Here is a 12,368-nt window from a genome sequence, read left to right as displayed (position 1 = left end):
ATTTTAAACTGGAGTTTTTTAATGGCAACTATCAACCAATTAGTACGCAAACCGCGTGTGAAAAAGGTTGTAAAAAGCACCGTTCCTGCATTAGAGGCTTGCCCGCAGAAACGTGGCGTGTGTACACGTGTGTACACAACTACACCTAAAAAACCGAATTCAGCATTACGTAAAGTATGTCGTATTCGTTTAACAAATGGTTACGAAGTAACTTCTTATATCGGTGGTGAAGGTCATAACCTTCAAGAGCATAGTGTTGTTCTTATCCGTGGTGGTCGTGTTAAAGACTTACCAGGTGTGCGTTACCACACCGTACGTGGAGCACTTGACTGTGCTGGCGTAAAAGATCGTAAACAAGCGCGTTCTAAATACGGCGTTAAACGTCCTAAATCTTAATGGTTCTCCGTTAAGTAAGGCCAAACGTTAATTTAGTTATTTATATTTATACGAAACTCCAGTCAAAAGAGTTTTGGATATCCTGAAGATTTATACGGAGAATTTGCAATGCCACGTCGTCGTGTTATTGGACAACGCAAGATCCTTCCAGATCCTAAGTTCGGATCAGAATTACTTGCGAAATTTATTAATGTTTTAATGGTAGATGGTAAAAAATCTATTGCTGAAACAATCGTTTATGGTGCTTTAGAGACGCTAGCACAGCGTACAGGTAAAGACCCATTAGAAGCATTTGAAGAAGCACTTGAAAATGTGCGTCCAACGGTTGAGGTTAAATCTCGTCGTGTGGGTGGTTCAACTTATCAAGTGCCAGTTGAAGTTCGTCCAGTGCGTCGTAATGCACTAGCAATGCGTTGGATCGTAGATGCAGCACGTAAGCGTGGTGATAAATCTATGGCATTACGTTTAGCTAACGAACTTTCTGATGCAACAGAAAATAAAGGTACATCGGTGAAAAAACGTGAAGACGTACACCGTATGGCTGAAGCGAATAAAGCGTTTGCACATTACCGCTGGTAATAGCGAAATCGTTTTATTTTTAGGCTTCATCACATACATTATTATGCGATGAAGCCTTGTTATATAAAAAATTTTAAAATAGTTAGGAAATAGTATGGCTCGTACAACCCCGATTGAAAGATATCGTAATATCGGTATTAGTGCTCACATTGATGCTGGTAAAACAACAACAACTGAGCGTATCTTATTCTATACAGGTCTTAGTCATAAAATCGGAGAGGTGCACGATGGTGCAGCTACGATGGACTGGATGGAACAAGAACAAGAGCGTGGAATCACAATCACATCAGCAGCGACAACAACCTTCTGGCAAGGTATGTCTCAACAATACGATCAACACCGTATTAACATCATCGATACTCCTGGACACGTTGACTTTACTATCGAAGTAGAACGTTCAATGCGTGTTCTTGATGGTGCGGTAATGGTTTACTGTGCAGTTGGTGGTGTTCAACCACAATCAGAAACAGTATGGCGTCAAGCAAACAAATATAAGGTACCTCGTATTGCATTTGTAAATAAAATGGATAGAACGGGTGCTAACTTCCTACGTGTTGTTGAACAAATTAAAACACGTTTAGGTGGTGAAGCGATAACTCTTCAACTTCCTATCGGTGCTGAAGAAAACTTCAAAGGTGTGGTTGATTTAGTTAAAATGAAAGCAATCAACTGGAATGAAGAAGATATGGGTATGACATTTACCTATGATGATATTCCAGCAGATATGTTTGAAGCTTGTGAAGAGTGGCGTGGTAAATTAGTTGAAGCTGCTGCAGAATCATCTGATGAGTTAATGGATAAATACTTTGGTGGTGAAGAGTTAACTGAAGAAGAAATCAAAGCTGGTTTACGTAAACGTGTTCTTGCAAATGAGATTATTCTTGTAACTTGTGGTTCAGCATTCAAAAATAAAGGTGTTCAAGCAATGCTTGATGCAGTTATTGATTATTTACCAGCTCCAACCGAAGTTCCAGCAATTAAAGGTATTAACCTTGATGAAACAGAAGGTGAGCGTAATGCAGATGATAACGAACCTTTTGCTGCATTAGCATTCAAAATTGCAACAGACCCATTCGTAGGTAACTTAACTTTCTTCCGTGTATATTCTGGTGTGGTTAACTCTGGTGATACAGTAATGAACTCTGTACGTCAAAAACGTGAGCGTTTTGGTCGTATCGTACAGATGCATTCAAACAAGCGTGAAGAAATCAAAGAAGTTCGTGCTGGCGATATCGCTGCAGCAATCGGCTTAAAAGATGTGACTACAGGTGACACGCTTTGTGATCTTAATAAACCAATTATTCTTGAGCGTATGGAATTCCCAGAACCAGTAATTTCTGTTGCTGTTGAACCAAAAACCAAAGCCGACCAAGAAAAAATGGGTCTAGCATTGGGTCGTTTAGCACAAGAAGATCCTTCGTTCCGAGTTCACACTGATGAAGAGTCTGGTGAAACCATCATTTCAGGTATGGGTGAATTACACTTAGATATCATCGTTGACCGTATGCGTCGTGAATTTAAAGTTGAAGCGAACGTTGGTAAACCACAAGTATCTTACCGTGAAACAATCCGTACACGAGTTAATGATGTTGAAGGTAAACACGCAAAACAATCTGGTGGTCGTGGTCAATATGGTCACGTAGTGATCGACTTATATCCATTAGAAGCAGTGGAAGATGGTCCAGGTTACGAGTTTATCAATGAAATCAAAGGTGGGGTAATTCCAAGTGAATATATTCCTGCAGTTGATAAAGGTATCCAAGAACAGCTTAAATCTGGTCCATTAGCGGGTTACCCAGTAGTTGATATCGGTGTTCGTTTACACTTCGGTTCATACCATGATGTGGATTCATCTGAATTAGCATTTAAATTAGCTGCATCATTAGCATTTAAATCAGCATTTGGTAAAGCAGAGCCTATACTACTTGAACCATTAATGAAAGTTGAAGTAGAAACTCCAGAAGAGTATATGGGTGATGTAATTGGTGACTTAAACCGTCGTCGTGGTTTAGTTGAAGGTATGGATGATACTGGTCTTGGTAAAACAGTTCGTGCACAAGTTCCATTATCTGAAATGTTCGGATATGCAACGGATCTTCGTTCACAAACACAAGGTCGTGCATCATACTCAATGGAACCATTGAAATACGCAGAAGCACCAAGAAATATTGCAGAAGCAATTATTGAAGCTCGTAAGAAGTAATTTTATAAACCGATCTATAACACATCAAGTGTTATAGATCCTTTTTCTAGGAAAATTGACAAATGTCTAAACAAAAATTTGAACGTACTAAGCCACACGTAAATGTGGGTACAATCGGTCACGTTGACCACGGTAAAACAACGTTAACTGCTGCAATCACAACTGTTTTAGCTAAAAAAACAGGTGGTGAAGCGCGTGATTTCGCACAAATCGATAATGCGCCAGAAGAAAAAGCGCGTGGTATCACTATCAATACTTCACACGTTGAGTATGATACAGAAACTCGTCACTATGCACACGTTGACTGTCCAGGACACGCGGACTATGTGAAAAATATGATCACTGGTGCTGCACAGATGGACGGAGCAATCTTAGTAGTTGCTGCAACTGATGGTCCAATGCCACAAACTCGTGAGCACATCCTTTTAGGTCGCCAAGTAGGTGTTCCATACATCATCGTATTCTTAAACAAATGTGATATGGTTGATGATGAAGAATTATTAGAATTAGTTGAAATGGAAGTACGTGAACTTCTTTCTGACTATGACTTCCCAGGTGATGATACACCAATCGTTCGTGGTTCAGCATTAAAAGCATTAGAAGGCGAAGCAGAATGGGAAGAAAAAATCCTTGAATTAGCAGACCATTTAGATAGCTACATTCCAGAGCCAGAACGTGCAATTGACCAACCATTCCTATTACCAATTGAAGATGTATTCTCAATTTCAGGTCGTGGTACAGTAGTAACTGGTCGTGTTGAGCGTGGTATCGTTCGTACTGGTGATGAAGTAGAAATCGTTGGTATCAAAGATACAACAAGAACAGTTGTAACGGGTGTTGAAATGTTCCGTAAATTACTAGACGAAGGTCGTGCTGGTGAGAACGTAGGTGCATTATTACGTGGTACAAAACGTGAAGAAATCGAACGTGGTCAAGTACTTGCTAAACCAGGTTCAATCACGCCACACACAGACTTCACATCAGAAGTTTATGTATTAAGTAAAGATGAAGGTGGACGTCACACTCCATTCTTTAAAGGTTACCGTCCACAGTTCTACTTCCGCACAACTGACGTAACTGGTACTATCGAATTACCAGAAGGTGTAGAAATGGTAATGCCAGGTGATAACATTCAAATGGTAGTAAGCCTAATTCACCCAATCGCAATGGACGAAGGTTTACGCTTCGCTATCCGTGAAGGTGGACGTACAGTAGGTGCGGGTGTTGTTGCTAAAATTGTTAAATAATTAGATTTATTTAAGCACAATGCTAAAGGGTGTATCACAAGATATACCCTTAACAGAATATTAAGAAACCCATCTAGTTTTATAGATGGGTTTTCTTTTTTAGTATTAGATTTATTCTTATGTTCTATTTTTTGTTTTTTAGCATTTCATAGTTGCTTTCTATAATATCAATATCAGGGTGACCCTTAGGAAATATTTTGTGCAAGATATTTAAAGCCTTTTTGTACAAAGGCTCTGCTTTAGCATACTCGCCTTGTTTTTTATATAAAAGTGCAAGATTATTTAATGTGGTTGCCACAGAAGGATGATTTTCCCCCAAAGCCTTTTCTTTTATTGCTAAAGACCTTTTGTACAAAGGCTCTGCTTTAGCATACTCGCCTTGTGCTTTATATAAAAGTGCGAGATTATTTAATGTGGTTGCCACATCAGGATGATTTTCACCCAAAGCCTTTTCTCTGATTACCAAAACCCTGTTGTACAAAGGCTCCGCTTTAGCATACTCGCCTTGTGCGTAATATAGTGCTGCGAGATTATTTAATGTGGTTGCCACATCAGGATGATTTTCACCCAAAGCCTTTTCTCTGATTACCAAAGCCCTGTTGTATAAAGGCTCAGCTTTATCATACTTGCCTTGTTCATAAAAGACCCCAGCCAGTCCGCCTTGAGCATTTGCATAATCAAGGCTATTGGTATCGTGTTGAGTAAGTTCAATCAGTTTTTCAAACCATTGTTTTGCTTGGTCAAAATCACCTACTTTTGTTGCCATTTGTGCTGCTTTAAGTAAATAATCAGGGTTGTTTTCATCAAGTATTACCGCTTTAGTAAATGCTTTCATTGCTTTGCGGTAATCCACACGGTTTTCTGCTAATCTACCGCTTTCATAAGCTGCTGGGGCGATTTCTTTAGCTCCTGATTCAACAATTTCATCAAGGTCTTTTTCTGTTTTCCGAGTATCAGGATTATTACGTAGCTCTTTTAAAACTTGAGCTATTTCTGCTTTAGGTTGTTTTGATTGTAAAGTAAGAAGGTTTTTTTCGATTTCTTGTTTTAATTGTATTGTTTGTTTGTATGTGGCGGCTGTTGTATTTTTTAGTTCTTTTAATTCGTTGTTTATGCGATAATTTTCTTTCTCTAATCTAGTCGCTTTTTCTTTTAATAGTGTTATCAGCAGGTTGTCCTTGATAGCCCCACTTTGGAGTTTTGTATTGATTTCTTGTAATTCTTTTACTGTGTTCTCTTTTTCTAATAAAACTTGGTCAATTCGTTTTTTTCGTATTTCATATACTTGTTCTTCTGTGAAGTTATAATTATTAGTAATCTCTTGATGAATTTGGACATTGTTTCCTCCTGTGACATTAGTTATGTTTCCCCCTTCTGCTACCTGACTTCCTTCTTTTTCTGATGTTGGGGGATTAAATATAAGAGTTAATATAAAAACAATAACAGCAGTACCTAAACCACTGAGTAATTTATGTTTTGATAATAATGTTTTGAATTTCTGCCACTGTTTCATTATGCAATCCTCCATTAAAAGTTTGTATAAGTTCATTAATATTCTCTTTATTATAATAGGCGATTTATTTTTCTATTGCAAATTAAGGCTAAGGTATTGAAAATAGAAAACAGGGTAAATGTAAAATTTTGGTTTTTATCTAACGTGGAGGAGTAGCATTCTATATTTCTATAAATAAAATTATAAATCAATATGTTATAGACATCAAAAGGAGATAATCATATCTTCAATTAAGCGGTACGATCTTGATATAAATTTGCAAAAAACTCCTATTTTCTTTAACCTTAACGTTATCTTATTATTCAACAGAGGCGGTTATGCGATTTATTCTTCTTTTATTATTTTCTTTTTTTAGTACTCAATTATTGGCTTTGTCTGGTGAGCAACTGGTTAAAGATGCTCGATCTCAAATTGGAAAAACACTGTTTTATGATCCTGCTTACACCAAACTCACATATCCAATGGGAGATGTGCCTATGATAAAAGGGGTGTGTACGGATGTGGTAATTCGAGCATTAAGAAAACAAGGTATGGATTTACAAAAACTTATTCACGAAGATATGCAACAGCATTTTAATCAATATCCTAAAAAATGGGGATTAAAAAAGACGGATAAAAATATCGATCACCGCCGAGTCCCTAATATAGCGACCTACTTTAAACGAAGAGGCTATGAAATTAAAACCGATAAGTTTCAAAGTGGTGATATTGTGACTTGGGATTTAGGGCGAGGTATTACGCATATTGGGATTATTTCAGATAAAAAATCAGGTAATGTTCCTTTAGTTATTCATAATATTGGTTATGGCACTCAAGAAAATAATATACTCTATGATTTTAAAATTACAGGTATTTTTCGAATTCCGAGTAAATAAATTGCAAAAATCTGTTAAAATCATACCGCTTAATAATAAGGAATAAAAATGTTAAATACCGTATCTCAACGTTTACTTGCTCCAAGTGGGTTAGAATTATCAAAATTACATAATATCTTAGATATGTTCTCAACGCGTCAAATTGATTATGGGGATCTCTTTTTCCAGCTGAGTATGGATGAAAACTGGTCGTTAGAAGATAGTATTATTAAAGAAGGAGGATTTTATATTGATCGAGGCGTGGGTGTGCGAGCTGTTGCAGGGGAAAAAACAGGTTTTGCTTATACCGATCAGATCAATTTTAATCAGTTAGAACAATGTGCCAATGCCGCAAGAAGTATTACCAATGAAAGTGGACATTTAAATATTCAATCGTTTAAACAAACCAATGCGATTATTCGTTATCCTTCAATTAATCCTCTTGAAACAATGAGCCGTGAGAAAAAAGTTGAGTTATTGCATTTAGTTGATAAAACCGCACGAGCTGAAGATCCTCGAGTTATTCAAGTGAATGCAGGGCTTTCTGCATTATATGAAGAAATGTTAATTACAGCCACAGATGGCACAGTTGCCGCTGATATTCGCCCTTTAGTTCGTTTATCTATTTCTGTTCTAGTTGAACAAAATGGTAAACGAGAAAGAGGTGGCACGGGTGCAGGTGGACGATTCTCACTCAATTATTTTTTAGAACCCAATTCACAAGGTGAAGTAAGAGCCATTTATATGGCAAAAGAAGCTGTTCGCCAAGCATTAGTAAACTTAAATGCGATTACAGCACCTGCTGGTGTTATGCCAATTATTTTAGGGGCAGGTTGGCCAGGTATTTTATTACACGAGGCAGTGGGTCACGGTTTAGAAGGTGATTTCAACCGCAAAAAATCCTCGCTTTTCACGGGTAAAATTGGACAAATGGTGACTTCACCTCTTTGTACTATTGTGGATGATGGCACTATCGCAGATAAACGAGGCTCATTAACTGTTGATGATGAAGGCGTTCCTTCACAACGTAATGTGTTAATTGAAAAAGGCATTTTAAAAGGCTATATGCAAGATAAACTCAATGCTCGTTTAATGGGTGTTGATCCAACAGGTAATGGACGACGTGAGTCTTATGCACACTTACCTATGCCACGAATGACGAACACCTATTTAACGGAAGGAAATAGTAGCTTTGATGAGATGATTGCCTCTGTAGATAAAGGGTTATACGCCCCTCATTTTAGTGGTGGTCAAGTTGATATAACATCAGGAAAATTTGTATTTTCTACTTCTGAAGCTTATTTAATTGAAAAGGGCAAAATAACTAAACCAGTAACTGGGGCAACGTTAATTGGCAGTGGTATTGAAGCAATGCAACAAGTTTCAATGGTTGGTAAAACGATGGAATTAGATCAAGGTGTTGGAACTTGTGGAAAAGAAGGACAAAGTGTTCCTGTTGGCGTGGGGCAACCAACGGTTAAATTAGATAAAATTACTGTTGGAGGGCGTGGATAGCGGTACGATCTTTGTGAAAATTTGCAAAAATAATAGAGGTAAGTAGATGCAAAGTGATTTACTGATTTATAAAGATGATAATGGCAATGTTGCAATAGATGTGCGTTTAGAAGATGAAACTGTTTGGCTATCACAAGCTCAAATGGCGGAATTGTTTGAAAAAGATGTTAGAACAATTAATGAACATATCAAAAATGTTTTTAATGAGCAAGAATTAGAGGAAATTGCAACTATCCGGAAATTCCGGATAGTTCGTCAAGAGGGTAGTAGGCAAATTAAAAGAGAGATAGAACATTATAATTTAGATATGATTATCTCAATTGGTTATCGTGTGAAATCTAGGCAGGGTGTTGCATTTCGCCGCTGGGCAACCTCTCGATTAAAAGATTATTTGATTAAGGGTTATGCGATTAATCAACAGCGTTTACTACAAAATAGTCAAGAATTACAACAAGCCCTTGCACTTATTCAAAAAACAGCAAATTCATCTGAATTAACTGTAGAGAGTGGTAGAGGTTTGGTGGATATTGTTAGTCGTTATACGCAAACTTTTTTGTGGCTACAACAGTATGATGAAGGGTTATTGACTGAACCTAAAACACAACTAGGTGGGGAGTTGCCTAGTGTTGAACAGGCTCGTATAGGATTAAGTGAGTTAAAACAACAATTGATATCTCGAGGCGAAGCATCAGAATTATTTGGACGTGAGCGAGATGATGGGTTAAGTGCAATTTTAGGTAACCTTAGTCAAAGTGTTTTTGGCGAGCCTGCTTATCCAAGTATTGAAGAAAAAGCCGCTCATTTACTCTATTTTATCGTTAAGAATCACCCATTTTCAGATGGCAACAAGCGTAGTGGCGCATTTCTTTTTGTTGATTTTTTACATCGTAACAATAGACTATTTAATACTGATGGTAATGTTGTGATTAATGATACAGGATTAGCTGCACTAACCTTGCTGGTGGCTGAATCTGATCCAAAACAAAAAGAGACTTTGATTAAACTGATTATACATATGTTAAAAAAATAAATTAAACAATGTTATAAAAAAGAAAGGATTAAACCAGTGAAAACAAATTTCGATGAAATTTTACAAAAAATAGAAGAAACACAGTTTTTTAGTCGTGCTGGTATTAATGAATTTTTAGGAGAAAATATTATTTTAATAAAAAGCTTAGAAGATGCTTTTATAAATAATTATACTACTGATTTTCAAGGACTTTTTAATAAAATGGAATACCTTCCTTCAAGTTTGAAAGTGATAGAGGATCCTTTTTATAAAGATATCTATACCCCCAAAGCACTTGTAAAGCAAAAGGTACAAATAAGTAAAATGATTTTCCAAAAAATAGCAAAATTAGATGAAAATTTGTTTAACGTAAAGCAGCATAATTTTCATCAATGCTTCAAATACTCAGCAAGTTGTGCTTTCAGCGGATACTTTCTTGAAAATTATTTGCAGTTGGGTAATCAATGGAAAAGGGTGGTAGATATTTATCATAAAGGACACTATCCCTTTGGTTTTTATAAAGAGACATTATTTGTGGTTTAGGTACGAAAGGGATAATTTAAAATGAATGCAGATTTTGAAGCCTTTAAAGAATACGCCTCTTGGTTTATTAAAAAATCAGATAAAGTTGAGTTTTTAGATATAAAAATTGTGCCTCTTACTCTAAAATTCCGAAAAACCTTTCCTTGTCTTGCAAGTTTAATCGATGCTTCAACTATATTAAATTTGAAAATTAATGATCAATAATATAGATTATATTCTTGGACAAACAAGGATAATCTCTCTTGTGGTTGGTTGAGTAAAATTGAGTGTACTGAAAATATAAAGTTAAATTTGATTGAAGAGCATCTTTTATTACTTTCAGAAATCGGTGGGATTCAAGAATTTTATAATCCACCAGAAGGAAGCCTTTGTGAAAACCAAAATTTTGTGTTTATGGGTAGTAAATGCATTTGTGGAATTGGAGCATCAATAGATTACTATCAGGAGCTATGTTTCGAAGAAAATAAAAAACCTATAAATTGTAGTGATTTTATTTGCTTTTCAGAAGAGGCTAATGGAAATTTGACATTGTATGATCCACATACAAAAGCAGTGTTGCTATTTGCTCCTGATCACTGTTTTGATAATGTTAGTTTTATAGAAAATCAGCCTGAATTTACTTTTTATACATTTGATAATATTATCAATTTCATTGATTATGTCGAAGCTTTTGCCTCTCAATGGGTAGATAAAATAGAAATAACTTTTCAAAAAGAGAAATAGAAATGAATAATAATGTGGTTTGTGTTTGGATTGGATATTTCAGCTCTGAAGAAGAGTTATATGATAACTATTTAAGTTTTAATTATGAAAATGAAGAAGTATCCCATTTATGTAAAGATACAGGTTTAGATTATTATGATGAGGATTTTATTGAAAGTTGGTGGTTTGAAACCTTAGAAATAAATAATTTATTGAATAATAAAGATTATTTATTTGATTCTAAGTATTTTTTTGATGAACTTATTGCAAAATTAAAAGAGCTAGATTTATCTCAATATAATTCCATTTCATTTTTATTTGGTACACAAGATCAAAATGAAAATTTATTTGCTTATCAGGGAATGACGATGAAAAATGCACCCATTCAATTTGTATTTAAAAAGGAATATGTGAAATGAATGGCTTCCATTTTTCTAAAAATCAGTGTGAAAACTGTGGTTATAAAATAGAGGAAGGTGATCTTTTACAAGTTGTTAATTTTTGGGATAACGTAAATTGTCGTATTTTTGCAAATTATTTATATGTTTGTGATAAGTGCTTTGAAACTCGTACTACCTGGTGTAAAAATATTTTTACTGATTATTGCGAAAGCTGTAATAAATATATTGATGTAGGTGAGCATGATATTTATGAGATCGTTGAAAATATTAAATACAAGGTAGTATGTGCTGAATGTAAAATAAAGTTAGATAAATAAAGCGGTATGATCTTTGTAAAAATTTGCATATTTCCTGCGATGACAATAATTAAAGTAGCTTCTATGCAATGAAATATCTAATTTATTGGAAAAGTAAAATTTTCTAAAAATAGTTCTGTAATTTCTAACGGATAGCCCTTCAGAAGTAATGTTGAACGGCGAGCATATAATTCGGTCTCAGGATCTTGTGTCCATTCTAAGTGGGTACGTTCAGGATTTTGGGGAAATAACCATAAGCCAATGGATTTGTTACCTAAAGTTAAAATATCGTGAGCAACATTATTAATGGTTGCTTGTGGTAAGGTTGTACGAGCAAAAATAATTTCCGTGTTATCTCCCATTAATAAAATATCACGTTGCCAGATCGGGATATCGAAATTGGTATCAGATACCCATTTTTGAGAAATTACTTTTACGGTGATATTGGTATAGTATTGCTGTAATTTGAGTGTGAGAGAATGTTGATATAATAACCAGTCTTTGTGTTTTTTTGATAATAAATGTTTATTATTTTCTTCAAAATAAAGATTGGAAAGTATATTTTGATAATTATTATTCATTATTTTAATATAATAAGCGGTATGATTTTATAAGAAATTTACAAAAATAGACACCTTATCGCAGTTAATTATTTTTTCACTTAGATAAGGTGTGGATAATTTTTTAACGTTTATTCATCAATTGAGAATGAGTAATTTCATAAACGCGTAATTTTGCGATTTCTCGTGCAAGTTTTGCTGCAAGATCTGCATTATTTGTTTTAGTAAGATTTTCTTCTGCTTGGCGTTTGGCCTCCAGAATACGTTGTCGATCTAGCTCTTCTCCTCGAATTGCTATATCAGCCAGTACTGTTACTATATTTGGTTGTACTTCTAAAAATCCACCAGAAACATAAATTGCATCCTCACTACCATCAGCAAGCGTATATTTCACCATTCCCGGTTGAATTGCTGTGAGTAAGGGGGTATGCCCTGCATAAACCCCTAATTCACCATCAATTCCTGAAACACGAACACTTGTAATTTTGCCAGAGAAAATTTTACTTTCTGCACTTACGACAGTCAGTTCAAATTCAGTCGCCATATCTTG

15 protein-coding genes are annotated in these 12,368 nt (G+C 35.4%); 12 read left to right on the top strand and 3 right to left on the bottom strand.

The window, feature by feature from the left end; translation table 11 throughout:
• Positions 1 to 21 precede the first annotated feature (21 nt).
• The 4 genes from rpsL to tuf all read left to right on the top strand — a co-directional run bounded on the left by rpsL (position 22) and on the right by tuf (position 4,425).
• Positions 22 to 396: a 30S ribosomal protein S12 gene (gene rpsL, locus U9966_RS01565; RefSeq protein WP_115316225.1), complete on the top strand. Its 375-nt coding sequence runs from the start codon at positions 22 to 24 to the stop codon at positions 394 to 396.
• A gap of 108 nt (positions 397 to 504) precedes the next feature.
• A complete protein-coding gene (gene rpsG, locus U9966_RS01560; RefSeq protein WP_306347536.1) occupies positions 505 to 975 on the top strand; it encodes a 30S ribosomal protein S7 in 471 nt (156 codons plus the stop codon).
• A gap of 94 nt (positions 976 to 1,069) precedes the next feature.
• Positions 1,070 to 3,178 (top strand): elongation factor G, encoded by a 2,109-nt coding sequence (gene fusA, locus U9966_RS01555; protein WP_306347535.1) that lies wholly within the window; start codon positions 1,070 to 1,072, stop codon positions 3,176 to 3,178.
• A gap of 62 nt (positions 3,179 to 3,240) precedes the next feature.
• Positions 3,241 to 4,425 (top strand): elongation factor Tu, encoded by a 1,185-nt coding sequence (gene tuf, locus U9966_RS01550; protein WP_306347534.1) that lies wholly within the window; start codon positions 3,241 to 3,243, stop codon positions 4,423 to 4,425.
• Positions 4,426 to 4,549: 124 nt separating this feature from the next.
• Here tuf and U9966_RS01545 read toward each other — a convergent pair whose 3' ends face one another.
• Positions 4,550 to 5,938: a tetratricopeptide repeat protein gene (locus U9966_RS01545; RefSeq protein WP_306349286.1), complete on the bottom strand. Its 1,389-nt coding sequence runs from the start codon at positions 5,936 to 5,938 to the stop codon at positions 4,550 to 4,552.
• Between the two features lie 317 nt (positions 5,939 to 6,255).
• Here U9966_RS01545 and U9966_RS01540 point away from each other — a divergent pair, with 317 nt between their 5' ends.
• From U9966_RS01540 to U9966_RS01505, 8 genes are read left to right on the top strand one after another with little or no spacing between them, the layout of a single operon-like run.
• On the top strand, positions 6,256 to 6,813 hold the full coding sequence (locus U9966_RS01540; RefSeq protein ID WP_306347532.1) for a DUF1287 domain-containing protein: 558 nt from the start codon (positions 6,256 to 6,258) through the stop codon (positions 6,811 to 6,813).
• A 48-nt stretch (positions 6,814 to 6,861) separates the two neighbouring features.
• A complete protein-coding gene (tldD, locus tag U9966_RS01535) occupies positions 6,862 to 8,307 on the top strand; it encodes a metalloprotease TldD (protein WP_306347531.1) in 1,446 nt (481 codons plus the stop codon).
• Positions 8,308 to 8,353: 46 nt separating this feature from the next.
• Complete coding sequence (locus U9966_RS01530; RefSeq protein ID WP_306347530.1) at positions 8,354 to 9,337, top strand: virulence RhuM family protein/type II toxin-antitoxin system death-on-curing family toxin; 984 nt, start codon at positions 8,354 to 8,356, stop codon at positions 9,335 to 9,337.
• A gap of 36 nt (positions 9,338 to 9,373) precedes the next feature.
• Positions 9,374 to 9,859, top strand: coding sequence for a hypothetical protein (locus tag U9966_RS01525; protein WP_306347529.1), 486 nt, complete (start codon positions 9,374 to 9,376; stop codon positions 9,857 to 9,859).
• A 21-nt stretch (positions 9,860 to 9,880) separates the two neighbouring features.
• On the top strand, positions 9,881 to 10,063 hold the full coding sequence (locus U9966_RS01520) for a hypothetical protein (RefSeq protein WP_306347528.1): 183 nt from the start codon (positions 9,881 to 9,883) through the stop codon (positions 10,061 to 10,063).
• Between the two features lie 48 nt (positions 10,064 to 10,111).
• On the top strand, positions 10,112 to 10,582 hold the full coding sequence (locus U9966_RS01515) for a hypothetical protein (RefSeq protein ID WP_306347527.1): 471 nt from the start codon (positions 10,112 to 10,114) through the stop codon (positions 10,580 to 10,582).
• Positions 10,583 to 10,584: 2 nt separating this feature from the next.
• The gene (locus U9966_RS01510) at positions 10,585 to 10,980 is read left to right on the top strand and encodes an immunity 22 family protein (protein ID WP_306347526.1); all 396 of its coding nucleotides are present in this window, start codon (positions 10,585 to 10,587) and stop codon (positions 10,978 to 10,980) included.
• Positions 10,977 to 11,279 carry a hypothetical protein gene (locus U9966_RS01505; protein ID WP_306347525.1) on the top strand — a complete coding sequence of 101 codons (303 nt, stop codon included), beginning with the start codon at positions 10,977 to 10,979 and terminating at the stop codon, positions 11,277 to 11,279. The genes U9966_RS01510 and U9966_RS01505 overlap by 4 nt, the downstream gene beginning before the upstream one ends.
• Positions 11,280 to 11,356: 77 nt before the next feature.
• Here U9966_RS01505 and U9966_RS01500 read toward each other — a convergent pair whose 3' ends face one another.
• Positions 11,357 to 11,839, bottom strand: coding sequence for a chorismate--pyruvate lyase family protein (locus U9966_RS01500; protein ID WP_306347524.1), 483 nt, complete (start codon positions 11,837 to 11,839; stop codon positions 11,357 to 11,359).
• A gap of 103 nt (positions 11,840 to 11,942) precedes the next feature.
• Entirely contained in the window at positions 11,943 to 12,362 is a 420-nt protein-coding gene (locus U9966_RS01495; protein WP_211599396.1) for a F0F1 ATP synthase subunit epsilon, read from the bottom strand.
• Positions 12,363 to 12,368: the final 6 nt, after the last annotated feature.

The organism is Pasteurella atlantica, assembly GCF_963693435.1.
Classification (GTDB): domain Bacteria; phylum Pseudomonadota; class Gammaproteobacteria; order Enterobacterales; family Pasteurellaceae; genus Phocoenobacter; species Phocoenobacter atlanticus.
Note: the sequence above shows the minus strand (reverse complement) of the source record. Positions and strands in the feature narration are given on the sequence as shown.